This window comes from Fibrobacter sp. UWB7, from assembly GCF_900142945.1.
Classification (GTDB): domain Bacteria; phylum Fibrobacterota; class Fibrobacteria; order Fibrobacterales; family Fibrobacteraceae; genus Fibrobacter.
The window spans coordinates 54,573-73,110 of the sequence record NZ_FRCO01000010.1; the positions used below are offsets into that span (position 1 = coordinate 54,573).

Annotated in this window: 15 protein-coding genes, 4 tRNA genes and 1 rRNA gene; 8 read left to right on the plus strand and 12 right to left on the minus strand. The window is 49.4% G+C overall.

Features of this window, described 5'->3' with window-relative positions:
• Positions 1–16: 16 nt before the first annotated feature.
• From BUC30_RS15600 to BUC30_RS15610, 3 genes are all read right to left on the minus strand, one after another.
• Positions 17–1,456 (minus strand): ATP-binding cassette domain-containing protein, encoded by a 1,440-nt coding sequence (locus tag BUC30_RS15600; protein ID WP_073443395.1) that lies wholly within the window; start codon positions 1,454–1,456, stop codon positions 17–19.
• Between the two features lie 39 nt (positions 1,457–1,495).
• Positions 1,496–2,917: a hypothetical protein gene (locus BUC30_RS15605; RefSeq protein ID WP_073443397.1), complete on the minus strand. Its 1,422-nt coding sequence runs from the start codon at positions 2,915–2,917 to the stop codon at positions 1,496–1,498.
• A 134-nt stretch (positions 2,918–3,051) separates the two neighbouring features.
• Positions 3,052–4,497 carry an esterase gene (locus BUC30_RS15610; protein ID WP_073443399.1) on the minus strand — a complete coding sequence of 482 codons (1,446 nt, stop codon included), beginning with the start codon at positions 4,495–4,497 and terminating at the stop codon, positions 3,052–3,054.
• 293 nt (positions 4,498–4,790) lie between these two features.
• On the opposite strand from BUC30_RS15610, the gene BUC30_RS15615 reads away from it, so the two are divergent.
• On the plus strand, positions 4,791–5,825 hold the full coding sequence (locus BUC30_RS15615; protein WP_073443401.1) for a radical SAM protein: 1,035 nt from the start codon (positions 4,791–4,793) through the stop codon (positions 5,823–5,825).
• 150 nt (positions 5,826–5,975) lie between these two features.
• Entirely contained in the window at positions 5,976–6,122 is a 147-nt protein-coding gene (locus BUC30_RS16175; RefSeq protein WP_170861556.1) for a hypothetical protein, read from the plus strand.
• An 84-nt stretch (positions 6,123–6,206) separates the two neighbouring features.
• Here BUC30_RS16175 and BUC30_RS15620 read toward each other — a convergent pair whose 3' ends face one another.
• Positions 6,207–6,869 carry a DNA alkylation repair protein gene (locus tag BUC30_RS15620; RefSeq protein ID WP_073443425.1) on the minus strand — a complete coding sequence of 221 codons (663 nt, stop codon included), beginning with the start codon at positions 6,867–6,869 and terminating at the stop codon, positions 6,207–6,209.
• A gap of 149 nt (positions 6,870–7,018) precedes the next feature.
• Here BUC30_RS15620 and BUC30_RS15625 point away from each other — a divergent pair, with 149 nt between their 5' ends.
• Positions 7,019–7,669, plus strand: coding sequence for a hypothetical protein (locus BUC30_RS15625; protein ID WP_073443403.1), 651 nt, complete (start codon positions 7,019–7,021; stop codon positions 7,667–7,669).
• 113 nt (positions 7,670–7,782) lie between these two features.
• On the opposite strand, the gene BUC30_RS15630 is transcribed toward BUC30_RS15625, so the two are convergent.
• Positions 7,783–7,855 (minus strand) — tRNA-Cys (locus tag BUC30_RS15630).
• Between the two features lie 99 nt (positions 7,856–7,954).
• On the opposite strand from BUC30_RS15630, the gene BUC30_RS15635 reads away from it, so the two are divergent.
• Both BUC30_RS15635 and BUC30_RS15640 read left to right on the plus strand, forming a co-directional pair.
• Complete coding sequence (locus BUC30_RS15635) at positions 7,955–8,485, plus strand: lysophospholipid acyltransferase family protein (RefSeq protein WP_244536692.1); 531 nt, start codon at positions 7,955–7,957, stop codon at positions 8,483–8,485.
• The gene (locus BUC30_RS15640; RefSeq protein WP_014546603.1) at positions 8,482–9,129 is read left to right on the plus strand and encodes a 3'-5' exonuclease; all 648 of its coding nucleotides are present in this window, start codon (positions 8,482–8,484) and stop codon (positions 9,127–9,129) included. The genes BUC30_RS15635 and BUC30_RS15640 overlap by 4 nt, the downstream gene beginning before the upstream one ends.
• Before the next feature lie 217 nt (positions 9,130–9,346).
• Here the strand turns inward: BUC30_RS15640 and rpmB are convergent, their stop codons facing one another.
• From rpmB to BUC30_RS15665, 5 genes are all read right to left on the minus strand, one after another.
• The gene (gene rpmB / locus BUC30_RS15645) at positions 9,347–9,568 is read right to left on the minus strand and encodes a 50S ribosomal protein L28 (protein ID WP_014546602.1); all 222 of its coding nucleotides are present in this window, start codon (positions 9,566–9,568) and stop codon (positions 9,347–9,349) included.
• A gap of 66 nt (positions 9,569–9,634) precedes the next feature.
• Entirely contained in the window at positions 9,635–10,567 is a 933-nt protein-coding gene (gene ispH / locus BUC30_RS15650) for a 4-hydroxy-3-methylbut-2-enyl diphosphate reductase (RefSeq protein WP_073443406.1), read from the minus strand.
• 12 nt (positions 10,568–10,579) lie between these two features.
• A complete protein-coding gene (locus BUC30_RS15655) occupies positions 10,580–11,758 on the minus strand; it encodes a 3-deoxy-D-manno-octulosonic acid transferase (RefSeq protein ID WP_073443408.1) in 1,179 nt (392 codons plus the stop codon).
• Entirely contained in the window at positions 11,751–12,362 is a 612-nt protein-coding gene (locus BUC30_RS15660; protein ID WP_073443410.1) for a methyltransferase family protein, read from the minus strand. The genes BUC30_RS15655 and BUC30_RS15660 overlap by 8 nt, the downstream gene beginning before the upstream one ends.
• Positions 12,355–13,860: an ABC transporter ATP-binding protein gene (locus tag BUC30_RS15665; protein WP_244536694.1), complete on the minus strand. Its 1,506-nt coding sequence runs from the start codon at positions 13,858–13,860 to the stop codon at positions 12,355–12,357. Before BUC30_RS15665 ends, BUC30_RS15660 begins: the two co-directional genes overlap by 8 nt.
• A gap of 136 nt (positions 13,861–13,996) precedes the next feature.
• Here BUC30_RS15665 and BUC30_RS15670 point away from each other — a divergent pair.
• Positions 13,997–14,069: transfer RNA gene (locus BUC30_RS15670), tRNA-Glu, on the plus strand.
• 162 nt (positions 14,070–14,231) lie between these two features.
• Positions 14,232–14,304: transfer RNA gene (locus tag BUC30_RS15675), tRNA-Glu, on the plus strand.
• A 685-nt stretch (positions 14,305–14,989) separates the two neighbouring features.
• Here BUC30_RS15675 and BUC30_RS15680 read toward each other — a convergent pair.
• A tRNA-Ser gene (locus tag BUC30_RS15680) sits at positions 14,990–15,074 on the minus strand.
• 350 nt (positions 15,075–15,424) lie between these two features.
• Here BUC30_RS15680 and BUC30_RS15685 point away from each other — a divergent pair.
• Positions 15,425–17,827, plus strand: coding sequence for a DEAD/DEAH box helicase (locus BUC30_RS15685; RefSeq protein ID WP_244536693.1), 2,403 nt, complete (start codon positions 15,425–15,427; stop codon positions 17,825–17,827).
• Between the two features lie 622 nt (positions 17,828–18,449).
• Here the strand turns inward: BUC30_RS15685 and rrf are convergent.
• Positions 18,450–18,538, minus strand: a 5S ribosomal RNA gene (rrf, locus tag BUC30_RS15690); the annotation flags it as partial.

Below are 18,538 nucleotides of genomic sequence, written 5' to 3' on the forward strand. Positions count from 1 at the left end.
ACCTTCTTGTGTACGTCTAATTCAAAGAGAATTTCGGCATTCTAAGGAGGTGCGTCATGCAAGGAGGCCATTCCTCTTCGTAATGGCTGACCATGATGATTGTCGTTTCCGTCGAAAGCAGTTGCAACAGGTGGAACAGCTTTTCGCGATACTCGCCCTTGAGGCCTTGCGTCGGTTCGTCAAGCAAAAGGACTTTCGGCGGACGGATTGCGGCACGGGCCATCAGCACCAGGCGCTTGTCAATCGGCGAAATCTTGCGGATAGAAATCGACGTATCTTCAAAGCCCAAGTACGTGAGCCATTCACGAGCCTTTGCCTTTTCTTCCCACGTGATGTTCTCAGCGCGGCAGAGGTTCGGCGTAAAGCCTGTGCAAAGCACGTCCAGGAGGCTCAAATCTTCGCGGTACTGGAGAGCCATTTCTGGCGAGAAGAATCCGAGTTTTGCCTTGTGGTCCCAGATGTTGAGGCCATGTCCCGGACGTTCACCGAGGAGCGTAATGTCGTTGTTGTAAATCTGCGGATGGTCAGCGGTAAGCATGCCGAGGAGCGTACTCTTGCCGGCACCGTTCTCGCCCATCACCGCCCAATGTTCACCCTTGCGAACCGTCCAGTTCAAATCCTTGAGCACATCCGTATCGCCAAAGCGAACATTCACGTGCTTAAGATCAAAAAGAATCTCGGCACTAGAATTCACTGGATCCTTCGACTGCGCACCTTGCGGTGCATCGCTCAGGATGACACCGTTATTATCCTTCGTGCTACGAAGATCCACAATCTCGTAGTCCTTAAGCTCGGCTTTCTTGAACTTCGGGGTAGCAGCGGCTTTCGGGAGTTCACCCGCATACTGCGTGAACGTCTTGTCTGCATAAACAAACGCCGGAATTTCCGGAAGCAGCTCATCTTCGCGAGCAAGGCGCACCACGACTTTCAATCCCGGGCGTTTTGCAAGGTCAGCCACGCAGCCGGCCAAATGCGCACGGTACTCCGGATCAAGCCCGCCAAACAAGTCATTAAAATAAACCCATTCCGGCTTTTCCATCCACATGCGGGCCAAGAGCACTCGGCGCAGTTCGCCGTTCGAAAGACTCAGCAATTTGCGGTCAAGAATTCCTTCGGCAAGGTCAGCGATGTTCAATGCCTCGCCAAGCTTTTCCGGATCGGTCAGCGGCCACGCCATATCGTCAATGTAGCGGTCCGTCTGCAAAAAGAACTTTTTGTCCAGAAGCAGGTTGCGCACCAGCGGAGCTTCCGCATCGTGCAAGCTGATAAAACGCTGCTGGAAGAATGGGGCCAAAGCCTGCTGGATTTTACGTTGCATAGCCTCCGACATCGTGGAGACATTTTCACGTTGATTCAAAAAATGAGTAATGACTCGGTCAAGATCTTCGCCCTCGGTGCTAAAAATCTGCACCTGCGGAAACATCTCGATCAGAGCTTCAAAGCGCTTGAATTCCATGCGCCCAAAGATAGAAAAAGGATTGCAGTTCGGCGAATTTTATTTCGGCATCTGCGGTTTCATTTGAATTAAATTTTCCATTCCTTCTTCGCACCTTTGCATTCTCCAAGATTGAATAATATCATCAGAACACCTTGGAAGGCTATCTTGCTTTTCTTTTGAAAAGAAAACTTTTTTCTCATGCAAAAAATCAACCATAGACATTAACGTTCCCATTTGATCATACTCAAATTTCAAGTTTTTGATTTCTTTGATTTGCCTTGATTTCATTGAAGAAAATATAAAAGACAACGGCCTTCTAAACATTTCCTCGTAGCGTTCGTCCTTTTTTATTTTTCCATTTTCATATTCACGTTTGACCACATACGAGCGAGCCCCAAATCTTGTTCCCGGCAAAAAAGTATGCTCATAAAAAGAGGAATCCAAAATTTCATTTCCCATAGAATCAAACAGCCGCACCCGGGATCGCAAGCTAAAATAAAAACGATCTTCGTTCAATATTTCTTTGATTAACTTGCCTTTTTCATAATAGCTCTTTTCATTCACTTCATAAAAATTTGTTCCATACTGCACAGTTCGCAGACTTCCATTGTAATCAAAGAACCTCTTATAAAAACCGATATTTTTCCCAGACTCACTATAAATTTTCACATTAAGATTTGCGGAATCATTCGTCAAATGCTCATAACGAAAAACTTTTCCTTTCATATTTGATTCTATAAGGCGCCCCAAGCCATCAAAAACCATCTTAGTATCTACAAGCAAATCATCATACAAGAACGAATCGTAAGAGAACCAGTCGTAAACTTTCCTTATTTTATAAGAAACATGTTCTTTTTCTGAAATAAAATTGACTACTTTTCCAGAAACAGAATCTAGTTCCATCCGTTGCACACTCCTCACACGCCTCAGATTCATCGGTTTCCTAAAATCGGTCAAAAATCGATAATAATTTTCACATTCTGTTACAATACCATTACGACGTTTTCCAACATAAAAGTCCTGTCGCATATCTTTATCTAGAAAAAGACTGCAAGTCCCACCAAACAAGGAATCTGCATTTTCTTTTAGTATAACAGACTCCACTTTTTCATAACACCCAATCTTACGTTTTTTCTTATACATAGCAATTGTCGTTCTACCGAAATCATCACGTACCTTTTCGATACGGCTATCCAAAATAGTGTCCGACTTATATACATCTGCAATCATCCCTGCTTCCAAATAATCGTTCACATTTTCTTCAATTAATCCTGTAGGTTCGCATTTTATGCCCTTATCCAAACCCATTGAATAGATAAGTATACTTACGGCACGTTCCGCATCGACTGCAGAGACTTCCGCATCCGAATATCTCATTTTTTTCAACGATTTCGCACAATAAAAATGATACCCATAAAACGCGGCGACAAGCAAAAGCGGTATAGCAAAGACCAGCAGAATTTTCAAAAACTTTTTCATACTTCAAAAATTACAATTCAAACAAAAGAAAAACGACCTTATATTATCGGGAAAATGATTTTTCACTCTTTTTTACATGAAAAACTCCCGGCTGTTACACCGAGAGTTTAGTGAGGAGGAAAGAATTTTAAATATTAGAACTTATTGAAGAAGTCCCAAGTGGTCTTCGGTACCCAAGACTGGTTCGAACCCGGATCCTTGTGGTCCCAGATGTGGCCACCGTTCTGCGTACACCAGCGAACCGGGAAGCGTTCTTCGACAGTTGTGTAGTCATAGCAAACGTGCGGACCGTTGCCACCATATTCCTGAGCACGCTCGTTCTTGGCCTTGCCACCTTCGGAGTTGAGTTCCAAGATGATATCGCGAGCTGCGCGACCCATGACCGGAGTGCAGAGGTTATCCTGCAAACCGAGCACGCCCATCCAGCCAATGCCCATCTTCTTGCGCTGCGGGAGCCAAATGTTGCGTTCAGCAGTTTCGTACACGGCAACAGCGCGGAGCACGTCCTGATGGTTCCAAGAAAGTCCGTTAGAGAACATGGAGCCGTAGCTAAAGCCGGTCGAGAACACACGAGAAGAGTCAATGCAGAAGTTGCCTTCGAGGTAAGCAAGGAGTTCATCGAAGAGCGTGTAGTCATCCTGACCCCACGGGGCCTGGTTTCCATTGCCTTCCGGAGCGACGAAGATAGCGGAATTTTCCGTATCGAGCGGTTTCAGGCCATAGTAGCCTTCATCCTGCACGCCACCGGCCCAGCCGCCCATGCACTGCATGCCGAAAATAAGTTTGTACGGTTTATTCTTGTCATAGTTCTTCGGGATGTCGAGACGCACGGTACGCGAACCCTTGCTCCACTTGAATTCGATATACGGCTTGTCACCGCGATACTTGTAATCAAGCTTTGTATCCTTGCCGCAACCACGAGTCGGCACAGGATCGTTCTTGAGGCCCCAACCGTAAGCGTATTCCGGCTGCTTAACCGTCTTTTTGAGCTTGAGAGTAACGTTCGTGTCCAAGTTGCTGAGCGCAACCGTAAGCGTGTCATAATCCGTTGCAATCACGCGAAGTTCATCGCCAGCCTCTTCTTTCTTGAGGCCGCGGGCTACAGCTTCACCAAACGAAATCCCATAATTGCCATTGGAAGTAAAGCGGAAATTGCTTTTGGCGCTACCGACGCTCACGCGTGCAAAATAAGAGCCCTGAGATTTCACGATAGACTGCATGTCAAGCGTGCCCGTGCCATAAACGGTTTCGTTCAAGACGCGGGAACCCACAGCATCAAAAACCTGAATGCGCACCGGTTCATTTGTGCTCTGGGAATAAGACAGAACGCCATTCATTACGCTCACGTAGCCGAGCATCGGACGTACCGCATGGATGCCAATCGTCGAATCTTCCTTGAAGAGCTTGAATTCGCCCTTGGAATCGGTCGTTGTCTTGAGTGCGTTTTTAAGAAGTTCTACGGAGGCTTTTTCGATAGCCTTGCCGCTTTCGTCGCTAACCTTACCCGTAACGGTAAAGGCCTGTGCAGATGCCGCAAAAGCAAGCGCCATTGCAGCACACTTCAAACTGAGATGATTCATACCTGTTCTCCTTTAGTATCATTCCTAACTCTTTATCCCGAAGGGACAAGTCCTCCAAACTGATTTGATACACACAAGGAGATACGCCACACAACAGCGTGGCTTCACAAAACCAAGCATGAACACACCAGTGTTCTTCCTAACTTAACCCAACTATAATATAACCCCGAATGTGAACGTTATCACATAGCAAAGAAGCGGTTTCGTGGACAATTAGTCAACAGGGCATGGGGTGTGAGGTCGGCTCTTCGAGCCTTTGAGGTATGAGGTTTATTTTTTCTATTATTTAACCAATGAATTCCTTGTTAAATAAAGCAATCGCCCAAGAGCGTCTTACGCCAGCCGAAGGGCTCGAAATCCTGAAAAATGCGCCGTGGACAGATGTCGTCGAAGCAGCCGATACCGTACGTAAATCAAAACTCCCAGGTAACCGTGTCGGTTATACCGCATTCCGCATCGTGAACTACACGAATGTGTGCGAAGTGACTTGCAGCTTTTGCAGTTTTTGCCGCCCTGCAAAGCACCCCGAAGCGTACATTTTGAGTTTGGACGAAATCCGTCAAAAGACGCTTGAAGCCAAAGCCAAAGGCGCCGACCAGATTTTTCTGCAAGGTGGCGTCAACAAGGAAATTCCGCTCAGCTATTACACCGATGTCCTCAAGATGCTCACGCAAGAATTGGGCGTCAAGGTGCGCGGTTTTTCGCCAGTTGAACTTGTCCGCATTGCGGAATTCAACAACATAACGCTTGACGAACTGCTTGACATTTTCAAGGATGCAGGCCTCAGTTCCGTTCCAGGCGCAGGCGCCGAGATTCTCTCCGACCGCATGCGTCAAATTCTGAGCCCCAAGAAGCTCCCCGCGCAGCAATGGTGCGACGCGCTTGCCGCCTGCCACAAGAAAGGTCTCCCCGGCAGCGCAAACATCGTCATCGGCAGTGCCGAAACTGCCGAAGAAGTTATCGAACATCTCGAATACGTGCGAAAAACGCAAGACATTGCGGGCGGTTTCAAGAGCTTTGTCGTCTGGACGTTCCAGCCGCAGACCGACAAATTCCCCATTCGCCATGTGCGCGGCGACGAATACCTCAAGCTGCTCGCGCTCAGCCGCCTGTACCTCGACAACGTCCCGCATATCGAAGTTTCGCTGCTTGGCATGGGACTTTCGCTCGGTGAACTAGGGCTACACGCCGGCGCCGACGACATCAACAGCATCGTCATCGAAGAGAACGTGCTTAAGAACCACGGGCTCACGACCATCGAACAAGCCGAAACGTTCATCAAAAACGCCGGTTTCACCCCCTACCGCCGCTCCCTCAATTTTGACTAACGCAAGAATCGCGACTTTCCAAACGAAAGCCGCGATTTCGTTTTAAATAGACTATTTTCAGCTCAAAATTATAGGCTTATTTACCCCCTTTTTGATTAGATTAATAAAAGTGCCACAAGCACAACCACCTCTTTCAAGAAGGAGATTCTTATGAGCTGGGAATGTAAATACCTCAACGAAACGTTCTGCGAAAAACGCAAACAGGAATGCGACCCGGGGGCAAAAGGTTGCGTCCTTCAGGGAAAATTCAGCTTTCCGCTAAAGGAAAAGGCGAAAAGCGAAAAGAAAAGCAAATAAAAAAGACCCTCTTTCGAGAGTCTTTAAAAGCCGAGGCTTCGCGCAACTTACATTGCAAAATTTCGCAGCCCGCCAATGTCCTGCTTAAATGAGGCGCAGGATTTCTTGAGCGGTCTGTTCGGCAAACGTGTTGTCCTGGACAAAACGGCGCACTTCCGTCGGGTTGATGCGTGCATATTCAGAAAGAGCACGACCAATGCCATTGCGGATGTAATAGTCGTCGTCCTTCGCGCAAGTGAGGCAGAACTGACGCAAAAGCGGCCAGTCCGTGCGGTCCTTGTACTGCACCTGGAAGATGATTGCACTACGGCGCACCCAGATGTTCGGGTCGCGGATCCAGGAGGCGATCTTCGTACGCAACGCCGGCAGGCGGAGCGCCAAGTCACCCAAGACGCAAGAAGCGAGGGTATCGACCGTATCGCGCCAGGCTCTGGTCTTAATGAGCTTTTTCAGGAAATTTAGGTGCTGGCCACCGAGAAGCGCACGATGGCGGAACAGGTAGTCACAGGCCGCGTACTGGAATTCCCTATACGGCTGCGCCCACATGTCCTCGACTCTCGACACGAGTTCGTCCCCGTCCTTTGGCGGGTACTTGTCGAAAATCGGATATGTGACTTCACGACGGGGAACCAATCTGATTCCGAGGAATTCAAATTGCTCCCTAGCCTTCTTAGACATTTCATGCGCTTCTTCTTCATTAGCGATAGAGCGCAGAGCGAGAGATATTTCTTGTGTAAACCGAAGCATGTACACCAAAAATAGTCCATAAAGAATTTTTTTTCTAGACCTTGACAAACACTTTTTTCAAATTTTTTTAATTTTTTTCTGAATTTTTTGCAAAAAAAGTGCAAAAAAAACCTTGACAAAGCTAAAAACCGCTTAAAGACTCAGAAATCATGACTGATTCCACAAAAAAAGAGGCTCTTCAAATCACAGAAGTCCCGCCTGAACTGCGTGGTCTTTCCGACGAAGAAATCATCCGCAACTCGGAAAGCAAAGAAAAAAAATTTATCGGTAAAAAGCATAATGGCGCCAAGCGCCCGTCCAAGCGCGAGCGTCAAAAGCTCAAAGAGCAGAGCGAAAACGCCAAGTTCAATTCGCTCGTGGCCAAGTACAACAAGCCCGAAAACGCCAAGCAGCGTGAAGCCGAAAACGATGCCGAAATCAAGAGCATCTTAAAGAAAATCGCCACGAACGCCGCTCCAAAGGCCGATGACGCCGAAGTCAAGAAAATCATCGCTAAAGCAGCCCCCGCCGATGCTCCAAAGCGCGTGCTCACGAGCGTTCTCTCCGAACCGCCCAAGCCGCCTTCAGGCCGCGTCCTCAAGGGCTCGTTCGGTGCAAAGCCTGGCGACAAGCCAAAGACCGTGATTGTATCGGCAGCCGACCTCGCCCGCCAGCGCATCGAAGAACGTGCGAAAAAGATCCGCGAAGCGCTCATGGCAAAGAACAAGGCTTTACACCCAGAAGCCGCAGCAGAAATGCCGGTCAAGCGCCCCCGTGGTCGCCCCCGCAAGAACCCACTCCCACCGCCTCCAGCAGAATAAGTTTCCCAGCCCGCCACCACAAGTGCGCGGGCATTTTTTTGACCGAAAACGCAGTTCCGCGCAGCCCCGCGAAAAACAAAAAGACCTTCCGCTTTCACGAAAGGTCTTTTGAGAGGCAACGGGCGGACTCGAACCGCCGAATAAGAGTTTTGCAGACTCGCCCCTTACCAACTTGGGTACGTCGCCATAATTGCAGACGCAATATAAGTATTTTAAGCGGACCTTACAAGGGGTAAGATCAAAAAAAGTGAAATTTTTTAATTTTTAGCCGTGAATTTCACCCAAATGAAGACAAAATTGCTTGCAACGCTCGGCGCCCTCTGGATGAGGAGCCTCCGCATCCGCCTACGCGTGCCCGACGACTTCCGCCCGGGAATCCTTGGACTTTGGCACAAGGATCTGCTTGCAAGCACCGCCGCCTTCAAGGATAAGAACGTTCACATCCTCGTCTCGGAATCGAGCGATGGAGAATTTTTCGCCCAGGCGGCCAAACAGCTCCATTACGAAGTTACCCGTGGTTCCGACACGCACGGAGCCACAAACGTCCGCCATTTGCTCAAGTCACTCAAAAACGACCGTTTTGTTGGCATGGCACTCGACGGTCCGCACGGCCCCGCTCTCCAGGTAAAACCGGGTTCCCTGTGGCTTTCTAAGGCGAGCGGTCGCCCTCTTTGGCTTTTTTGCATCAAGTATAGCAGGCATTTTCGCTTAAATGGATGGGATAATTTCATAATTCCACTCCCATTGACAGCAATTGACATCGAAATTAAGTATCTTTTGCCCGAAAATAATTCAAAAAAGGAAACACAGCCGTGATAGCACTACCACCAAAATTTGTCGCATTCGACTTAGAAACGACTGGTCTTGTCAACCGTAAAGACGAAATCATTGAAATCGGCGCCGTAAAGTTCACCGTAGAAGTGAAAAACGGACGCGTCGTACCGAAACTCATCTCGGAATTTGACACGCTCGTAAAGCCCAATATGCTCATCCCCGCCGAAGCCACAAACGTGAACCACATTACCGACAAGATGGTCGAAAACGCACCGCCCGTCGGAGAAGCCCTCAAGCAGTTCACCGCATTCTGCGGCCCTGGCTCCATCTTGCTCGCTCACAACGCAAACTTCGACGCCAGCTTCTTGCGCACCGCCTACGAGCAGAACCCGCAGTTCACACCGGGCAACCCCGTCGTCGATAGCCTTGCTATTTCCAAGACCATCATGCCGGAACTTGCAAACCACAAGCTCGGTTTCATGGCAAACATGTTCATGAAGCGCGGTGAAATCTCGATGACCATCGATGAAGAAAAGATGCACCGTTCCGTGTACGACTGCGAAATGCTCATGGAAGTGTTCGTCGCCCTCCTCCGCCGCCGTCTCAAGGAGAAGGAATGGGAAATGGGTAGCATCATGCAGGCCATGGCGAAGTACAAAGGCGTCCCGCAGTTCATTAGAAAGTAGTCTTACAGTACTGTCATTCCCGGCGCCTGTCCTCACTTGACGGGGATGACCGGGAATCTCCTTTTACAAAACCAGCCCCGGTCTAAACGCCGGGGCATTTTTTTTAAACGACGACGCCGTATAAGGCGACCCCGTCCGAGGCGACAACGAGGAATAAATACACAAAAGACCGCCATGCGGAGCATAGCGGCTTTCGTTAAACTTTTAATTTAAGAAATTAGATGCCGAGTTCCTGAGCAACAGCCTGGATACCAAGCTTGTTGATCGTGCGGAGACCAGCAGCGCTAACGCGGAGCGTGACCCAACGATCTTCTTCAGGAATGTAGAAGCGCTTCTTCTGGAGGTTCGGAAGCTGCTTCATCAACTTCTTACGGTTAGAGTGGGAAACCATGTTACCCACGAGACCGGCCTTGCCGGTAACTTCACAAATGCGGCTCATATTAAACTCCGTTGTTTTTACAGGCAGCAATTTTAGCTAAAAATTCTGGAACTGTCAAGGCTAAAGTTAATCTTGCAATGCTTTTGGCAAGTTAAACTTCGTATTTTCCACTAATTTTACAAGATTTTGCACTTCAACCGGTCCAAATTTTTCTTTCAGCCAGTCGACGACACCCTGAACTAGCACTTCCGGTGCGCTCGCACCGCTCGAAATACCGACCGAACCAATTCCTTCAAACCATGCCGGATCAAGGTCATTCACGTCCGCAATCAAATGGCTCGGGAGTCCCTGTTCCAGTCCAAGCTCCATCAAACGCGAAGAATTAGAGGAATTCTTGGCGCCAACGACCAAGAGCATGTCGACCACAGAGCACAGTTCGAGAACCGCCGCCTGGCGATTGCCCGTCGCATAGCAGAGATCCCCCGCCTCCGGTCCGATGATTTCCGGGAAGCGGCGCTTAAGCGCCTCAATAATCTTGCGCGTTTCCGCCACAGAAAGCGTCGTCTGCGTGATATAGGCAAGTTCCTTGTCTGCAGGCACTTCTACTGTTTCCGCATCCTTTTCGTTCCTGATAAGCGTAATTGCGCCTTCTGGAAGCTGCCCCAGCGTACCTTCCACTTCAGCATGACCAGCATGGCCAATCAAGATGATATGGCGCCCCGCATTGTAATGGCGTTTCGCGCTGAAATGTACCTTGAGCACCAGCGGGCAACTCGCATCGAGTACCTGCAAATTACGGGCTTTAGCCTCTTCATAAATATGTTCAGCTACACCATGCGCCGAGAAAATCACCACGGACCCCTCCGGTACCTGGTCGAGTTCATCAACAAAGACAACCCCTTTACCCTTGAGAGTATCCACGACAAACTTGTTATGAACAATTTCATGGCGCACATATATCGGCGTACCAAATTTTTCAATAGCCTTTTCGACCACATGAATAGCACGATCCACACCGGCACAGAAACCACGAGGCGTAGCCAAAACGATTTTTTTCATAGTTTACCTAATTTACTTTAACAAATTTTTCAAGAACTCAAGCAATTGCTGGTACGAATCACTAATCTTCGCACTTTCATGAGCCAGGAACGTCTGCACCAAACGAATATCCGGCTTATTGCGCCTCGAATATTCCGCCGCCGATTGCAGCTGGGCGATAACGCCTTCACGTACAAGCGTTGCAACCGCCTCTTTTTGCCCCTCGGTGTACGGACCAACACACGTAGAAACACCACTCTGAAGCGGCTCCCAAAAATCGTGGACTCCAAGACCGCGTGCAAACGATCCTCCGACAACCGCCGTTTTAGAAACAGCAAGCACCTCTTTAGTCTTGCCAAACTCGTTAACAACCGAGACCGCACCATTCTGCACCAGCGGCCAGTCGACAAGAGGAATTCCCTGTTCACTAAGTTCCTGACGGAACTCTTCCACTTCGGGCAAACGACGCGGCATCAGCACCACAGATTCTCCACGCTTGATCGAAGAAAGAACCATGCGGCTAAGGCTCGACACCTCCTGAATGTGCATCGAGACAAACACCGTATCGACCGTCGGATTTTCAGGGGCAGAAACAGCCTTGTTCAAGCGCACCCACGGCAAAAGTTTCCAATCACCGCCAATCATCATCCGCGAATTACTCGCTCGCGCAGAAACGCTAAAGAAGCGCGACAAGTCCGAACCCGTTTGCATGCTCACAAAGCCAATGGCGGCATAGTCCATTCCCGGAACCGCGTGATGGAAGCGCCCAGAGACAAGGGCTACAGGCGGTCTCGTCGAAATACGCAACATCGAAGAGAGGTAGCCCGGCCAAAGCTCATTTTCGGCAAGAATCAACCCCATCGGCTTCACAGACGAAATAAAGGACTTCATCGTTGCAGGGGCATCCACAGGCGCAATGTGAGCGACCACATCCACCCCCGATTCCTTAATAAACGAAACGACCTCAACCTTCTGCGTCGTGAGCAAAAGACGCGGGCAATTCGGCAAGTCCTCCTTGAGGCACTTCGCCAAATTCAAGAGCATCTTGCATTCACCAAGACTCGCGCCGTGCATCCAAAGGAAAGGTCCCTTAGGCCACGGACCGCGCAAGCGCTCGTTCATATGGTACTTATTTTCTATAACAGGCACCTTGGCTGCAGCTTTGGCTACAGATCCGAGAGCCTCACGCGCAATGTCAAATACCTTAAACATAGAAAACCGCCACTTTCCTCAATATCAATAATAAATTACAAAAGAAAAGCCACAGCCATGTCGAAGAATCTGCAAAAAACGCCTGCCAAAAGGTTCTTTGCGCGGGAACGTGTTTAGAATCACAAGAAGAAGCGTCCAATGCGCTTAAACGCGGGACAAAAGCTGGAGTTTCGCGAGCCCACGCGCGCCACACATCGCCAAATTTCTGTTCCAAGAAGCGGTCTTCAATTCGCGAAAGCGCAACTTCAAACGCAACCACGACAAGCATAAACGCGACCACCCAAAGCGAAACGCCTAGATGGAAAAACGCGACCCCGAGCGCAAAGCCCGTATTGGAAATGTAAAGCGGATGACGAACACGAGCGTAAGGACCGCAAGTCACAAGCGCATCTGCAGCATGGACATGCCCACGAGTATGCTCACCAATAAAACGCCTTGACTGCACTCGTAAAAAAGCACTTACAACGTAAATCGGAATCGCAATTAGGGTACTAGGGGTTAAATCGCTCGGAGGCGCACAAACAAGAGCAACAGCAATGACGCCCAAGATGTATCCGCGATAGCGATACAAGAACGCAGAAATTTTATTTTCTGCATTAGGCATCGCCCATCTCCACAACATTAAAACGTTGTTCAAGTTCACGAGAAAGGACATCGTGGCTCACGAGCACCACCCACTTGTGCAAGAGTTCAGCCGTATCGAGGAACGCTGTCAAAAGCAATTCGCGGTCCGCAAGCGCCACAGATGCAAACGGTTCATCGAGCAAAATCATGGAACTGTCAGAGGCAAGCGCCCAAGCTAAGGCAACGCGAGCACGTTCTCCGCCCGACATCCCCTCCTTAGCCATTATTTTATCCACTCGCGCGGCATGCGCAAATTCGATGACTGCCGCAGAATTCGTTTGTGCAAGCAATTTTTGCAACAAGTGAATTGGAGGGAGTTCTAAATCTTGAGCGACAAAAAACACGTTGTTTTTTAAGGGGAGCGAACTTAAAATTTTTCCATAGTCCCATTCCTCAAGCCCAGCAATCAAGCGCAACAGCGTCGACTTGCCAACACCATTTCGTCCACGGACAAGCACCGGCTTTTTCGTATTCCAACAAAGCGAAAAATTGCTAAAGAGCGTTTCAAAAGCCCCTTCATACGCAAAGTCGCCATGCGTAATTTGCAAGTTGTCTGAATTTGGAGAATACGCCTTTTCTGCAGAACTGGAATCCGATTTTTTCGAAGGCAACGTTTCGAACTTTTCCAAAACGCTAAGTGCACTCATCGCAGACCTTGCCTGCGGCATCACGCGAGCACATTCCTTCACAGGCTTGTAACAAAGTAGAACCGCCGAGCAGTAAAGCACAAGTCCCGTTCCGTCCATCCAGCCCTCCGAAATCAGTAGCGCGCAAAACGCAAGCACAAAGACCATCGCCAAGACCGACACAGTTTCCGTAATCAGAGAAAGCACGCCCTTGCGGAGCGAAACATCAAGACCATCGTCCCTGAGATCGCGAACTCGAGCGATCAAGTCATTCGAAATTTCCTTACGTTCATAACGAGAACTCCAGCGACGGAAAAGTTTACGAGCAAGATAAAGCGAACCGCGAAAATCCGAGCGTTCCGTCAGGATGTGCTCTTCGGCAGGACCAATTTTGTGTAAACGGCGCTGCATCCAGCCCACCAGCGGAACAACCACAACAAAAAGGAATAACGTCAACGGCCAAGAAATGTAGAACAGCACCGGCAAAAAGACCAAAAGCTGGAGTACCGCCTGAACCGCCTGGAAAAACACGCCTCCATTCGATTGCAAAACAACCACCGATTCGTAAGCAGCCTCAACTTTGGATTCGCCCTCCGGCGTATGGAACACTCGCGGCGAGAGCGAACGGAGCGTATGTAGGAACCAGCCCATTACCAGGGAACCCGCGCCAAAAAGCCATTTTTCGGAAATGTTCATTTTCCAGGCAAAAAACGCAAAACGGAGCGCCGTAAGGACGACCATCAGCACAAGCCACCCGGAAAGCGAGAAAATCGGTCTTCCCTGGAGAATATCCATGAATGAGCGAATGCCCCAAAGCAAAGCCGCATCGGCAGCACTCGCAAGCAAAGCCACCGGCAAAAAGCGGAAAACGCCTCGCCAAAGTATCTTTTTTAGCCTTTTTTTCAGAATCACGAGAGAAAAAATAAAAAATTCAAACAAAAACCCTTGACAATTTCCTATAAACATCTATATTTGGCGCACACAAAACGCCCCTATCGTCTAGTGGCCCAGGACTCGGGATTTTCATTCCCGCAACAGCGGTTCGAAACCGCTTGGGGGTATAAAGGAACCAGCTGAAAAGCTGGTTCTTTTTTTATACCCACAAGCCAACCGCAACAAAGGGTATAAAAAGCCAGCTAAAAAAAAACGCACGCCCTCAAAAAAATTATCAATCCACCCTTGACAATATTTTATAAAATCCTATATTTGTCCTCACACAAAACGCCCCTATCGTCTAGTGGCCCAGGACTCGGGATTTTCATTCCCGCAACAGCGGTTCGAAACCGCTTGGGGGTATAAAAAAGTCAACCGCAAGGTTGGCTTTTTTTGTAACCGCCTCAAGCGGTATAAAAAGAGCTCAACGCAAGTTGGGCTCTTTTTTCAACCTTTTAAAGGGTATAAAGGAACCAGCTGAAAAGCTGGTTTTTTTTTATACCCTCGAGCAAACCGCGACACAGGGTATAAAAAGGCTCATCGAAAGATGAGTCTTTTTTTCAACCTTTTCAAAGGGTATAAAAAAGTCAACCGCAAGGTTGGCTTTTTTGTAACCGCGAAAAGCCGCGTCGCGCGCCCCATAAACGGGAAGTCGCCCTCGAATGGAGGGCGACAGTATTTTACGAGTTGGAATGAGAGACTTCTGAATAAACTCCTAATACACCAAAACCGTTCCTTACGGTTCCTATTGTCTCGTTTATTTCGTTAAATTCATAGAAGGGCGCTTGAAATTGCGCAAACAAATCAAAGCTCCCCTCTGATACGTTCACGTAAATAAATATAGCATAATTTTTTGAAAAGAATACATTTTTATTACAAAATTTCATTTTTTGACCACAGAAGTGCTAAAAATTACCATTTTGAGGAGATTTTATCGGGTTTTGAGGGGGGGAGAGAAAGTTTTTCGAACCCTCTGCGAGGGTTCTCATCCTCTATTATTTCACTTGAAACAAAAAGCGAAGCCTTGCGGCTTCGCTTTTCGTTTCAAAGGAGAGAGAGGGATTCGAACCCTCGGTCCTGTGACAGACTCCGGATTTCGAGACCGGCCCATTCGACCACTCTGGCATCTCTCCGAGGTTTGCATAATATAGTATAATTCATTTAAACTGTCTATGTTCATTAACTATTTCTGACAATCTTTTACTCCCTTTTATACAATTATTTTTTTTGCAATGAGTCCATCCCATAAATTACATTTCCAATAACACCATAAATTCTATTTTACTTATTTCAGAGAGCGACCTTTTAAAAACCTTTGATTTCAAACCTTTATTTTCTACATTTGGCGCAAAATTAAGGGGACCCAACAGACTTCAGGTTTATAAGTGCGAGTGCACTTCGGGGCTTATTGAATGCTCGATTCGAGCAAAGTGATGACGCGGCATGTGCTGCAGATGAAGTTTACGGATCCCGAAGGTGACTTATGGCAGAAGATATTTCTTGCGGCCCGGAAATCGACGTTCCGGAAAATAACGACAACTCTAAATTGCAGCTCGAAGCAGATGCGTTCTTGAACGCCATCGCAGGCGGTGCAGACGAAGACCAGGCTGACGAAGCCGCATTCTTTGCAGCAAATCCGGACGGCATTGTCGTTGATGATAACGGCGAAGTTCTGGAATCCGGCGCAGCCTCCAAAATCAAGAAAGGCGAAAAAGTCGAATTTATCGACGATGACGAAGCAACATGCGAGCAGGAAAAGCCCACTGAAGCAGAAGACGCAACAGTCGCGACTGATTCGGCAACCTTAAATGAAGACTCCGCAGACGAAGAAGATGTCGGTGACGAATCCTTGGTGACGTTCGACGATCTCGGTCTCTCTCCGGAAGTTCTTGAAGCGGTCAAGCTCGCAGGCTACGAAACGCCCTCGCCCATCCAAGCTAAGGCCATCCCGGCGCTTTTACAGGGCGCAAACCTTCTCGGAACAGCACAGACTGGTACCGGCAAGACGGCAGCATTCTCACTCCCGCTCCTTTCGCGCATCAACTTTAACGGACGCGAAACGTCCATGCTCGTGCTCACGCCGACACGCGAACTTGCGATCCAGGTTTCAGACGCCATCCAGCAATACGCCGTCAAGATGCAGAACGTGACGGTTGTTCCGGTCTATGGCGGTCAGGATATCGCCATCCAGTTGCGCGCCCTCAAGCGCAAGGCAAGCATCGTCGTTGCCACACCGGGCCGTTTGATAGACCATATCAAGCGCGGTTCTATTTCTCTCGGAGCGGTCAAGGCTATCGTCCTCGACGAAGCCGATGAAATGCTCGACATGGGCTTTATGGAAGACGTGGAAACCATCCTCAAGGAAATCCCCGCCGACGCCCAGCGCGCCCTCTTTAGCGCCACCATGCCGGACAGCGTCAAGAAGATTATCGACCAGCACTTGGGCGAATACGAAGAAGCTCGCATCGAAGGCAAGACGACCACAGTCGAAAACATTTGCCAGCGCTACTTGCTCGTGAAAAACGAACACAAGATCGAAGCGCTCGCCCGCGTGCTCGAAGGCGAAGAATTTGACGGTGTACTCATTTTCGTGCGCACCAAGCAGAACACCACCGAAGTGGCCGAAAAGCTCGAAAGCCGAGGCTTCAACGTGGCCCCGCTTAACGGCGACCTCGCCCAGTCCATGCGCGAACGCACCATCAACCGCCTCAAGATGGGCAAGCTCGATATCGTCGTCGCGACAGACGTTGCCGCCCGCGGTATTGACGTGGACCGTATTTCGCTCGTTGTGAACTACGACATTCCGTACGACACCGAATCCTACGTGCACCGCATTGGCCGTACAGGCCGTGCAGGCCGCAGCGGAAACGCCATCTTGTTCATCACGCCGCGTGAAAAGCGCATGCTCAAGACCATCGAAAAGGCAACTCGCCAGCCGATTGACGTGATGGAAATGCCGACCTCCGAACAAATTAGCAAAAAACGCGTCGAAGCATTCAAGGCTAAAGTCAAGAGCGTTGTAAGCTACGGTGAACTAGACCAGTTCAAGGAACTCGTCCGCGCACTCGCCGCAGAAGGCTGCAACATGAAGGATGGCGTAGCCCTCGAAGATGGCTCCGTCAACGAAATGACTGCCGAAGACATCGCAGCCGCCGTCATCAAGATGTACCAGAAAAAGCAGCCGCTCTTCCCGAACCTCCCGCCGCTCGAAGCCCCGAAGGAACGTCGCGAAAAGGTCCGCACGGGCAGAGACTTTCTCGGCAATGGCGAAGATTTCGGCCTCAATAGCGAAGAGCAGAAGCGCATGCGTAAGGAACGCAAGGAAGGCTTGAACGGCGTCGAAGAAGGCTTCTTGCGCTATTACCTAGGCGTTGGCCGCATCGACCATGTGACCCCGCGCGACATCGTGGGTGCAATCGCTGGCGAAGCAAACATCAACAGCAGCAACATCGGCCGCATCAAGCTCTTTGACAAGTTCAGCACCGTTGAACTCCCGAACACGCTCCCGCAAGACGTCCTCGATATCTTGTCCGAAATGACAATCCGCGGTAATGACGCCCGCTTCCGCGTGATGACCGACGAACCTCCCGAGGGTCCCGCACCGGGAACAAGACCGCACGCCAGCCGCGAAGAACGCCGCAGTTTCCATCGCGACCGCAAGGGAGGCTTCCACGACGAAGAACGTCGTGGCGGATTCCGCAAAAATCGCGAAGGCGGAGACCGCTTTGGAGACAAGCCTTTCGAGAACCGCAAGGCACGTCGCGAACGCCAATTCGCCGACCGCAAGCCAGGCAAGTTCGAAGATAAACCCTTCCGCAAAGACCGCGACGAGCGCAGCTTTGGAGACAAGCCATTCCGCAAGACACGCCGCTTCGGAAGAGTCTAATAGCTCTAAAAACAAATACACGGAGTCCTTCGGGGCTCCGTTTTTGTTTCATCTGGATGAAAATGGCACGCTAATTAAGGCTAAAAAAAGAGCCCGTTTCCAACAATAACGGACTCTCTTTATATCAACCGGTTAAAGAACATAGCTCAGCAACCGATTAAAAATAGTGTAACGCTAGATACCAGCAGGAGAATGCCCCAGGCAGTTTCCACGATGGGTCCAACCTTTTTGATTTCATTTTCGTTGTCTTTCATTGTCTTATCCTCACTAACCCCGAGGCCTGCGACATCGCCTGCCTACAATTCTAAACTACAATTACTGCGTGGGCGCGGAGTATACATTTTGGATATTTTTATGGACTTTTTGTCAATGTGCCAGGTTGGAATATTCAAGATGCAAATATTGCAAGTCCGCATAACGGCGCGGTTTTAGTCCAAAGTAAGTGACAATTAGTGTCTTAAGGACAAGGTAAAAAAAACAGGGCTAGAGCGTTGCAGAAAACGCACTTGCTTGGGAGCTGCATGCCTGGAGCGTGTATGCCGCCGCGGGAATGACAGCGCGAAATTGCGCGGACGGCACAAAAAGAAAGGACCCCTCAAGCGTTCGCTCAAGGGGTCCGTGAATCCAGCGGCGACCTACTCTCCCGGGCCCGGGGGCCAGGTACCATCGGCGATCTGAGGCTTAACTTCCGTGTTCGGGATGGGAACGGGT

Excerpts from the sequence above, each read along its gene's own strand:
- BUC30_RS15600 (WP_073443395.1), bottom strand. The coding sequence starts at position 1,456 with ATGGAATTCAAGCGCTTTGAAGCTCTGATCGAGATGTTTCCGCAGGTG.
- BUC30_RS15605 (WP_073443397.1), bottom strand. The coding sequence starts at position 2,917 with ATGAAAAAGTTTTTGAAAATTCTGCTGGTCTTTGCTATACCGCTTTTG.
- BUC30_RS15610 (WP_073443399.1), bottom strand. The coding sequence starts at position 4,497 with ATGAATCATCTCAGTTTGAAGTGTGCTGCAATGGCGCTTGCTTTTGCG.
- BUC30_RS15615 (WP_073443401.1), top strand. The coding sequence starts at position 4,791 with ATGAATTCCTTGTTAAATAAAGCAATCGCCCAAGAGCGTCTTACGCCA.
- BUC30_RS16175 (WP_170861556.1), top strand. The coding sequence starts at position 5,976 with ATGAGCTGGGAATGTAAATACCTCAACGAAACGTTCTGCGAAAAACGC.
- BUC30_RS15620 (WP_073443425.1), bottom strand. The coding sequence starts at position 6,869 with ATGCTTCGGTTTACACAAGAAATATCTCTCGCTCTGCGCTCTATCGCT.
- BUC30_RS15625 (WP_073443403.1), top strand. The coding sequence starts at position 7,019 with ATGACTGATTCCACAAAAAAAGAGGCTCTTCAAATCACAGAAGTCCCG.
- BUC30_RS15635 (WP_244536692.1), top strand. The coding sequence starts at position 7,955 with ATGAAGACAAAATTGCTTGCAACGCTCGGCGCCCTCTGGATGAGGAGC.
- rpmB (WP_014546602.1), bottom strand. The coding sequence starts at position 9,568 with ATGAGCCGCATTTGTGAAGTTACCGGCAAGGCCGGTCTCGTGGGTAAC.
- ispH (WP_073443406.1), bottom strand. The coding sequence starts at position 10,567 with ATGAAAAAAATCGTTTTGGCTACGCCTCGTGGTTTCTGTGCCGGTGTG.
- BUC30_RS15655 (WP_073443408.1), bottom strand. The coding sequence starts at position 11,758 with ATGTTTAAGGTATTTGACATTGCGCGTGAGGCTCTCGGATCTGTAGCC.
- BUC30_RS15660 (WP_073443410.1), bottom strand. The coding sequence starts at position 12,362 with ATGCCTAATGCAGAAAATAAAATTTCTGCGTTCTTGTATCGCTATCGC.
- BUC30_RS15685 (WP_244536693.1), top strand. The coding sequence starts at position 15,425 with ATGGCAGAAGATATTTCTTGCGGCCCGGAAATCGACGTTCCGGAAAAT.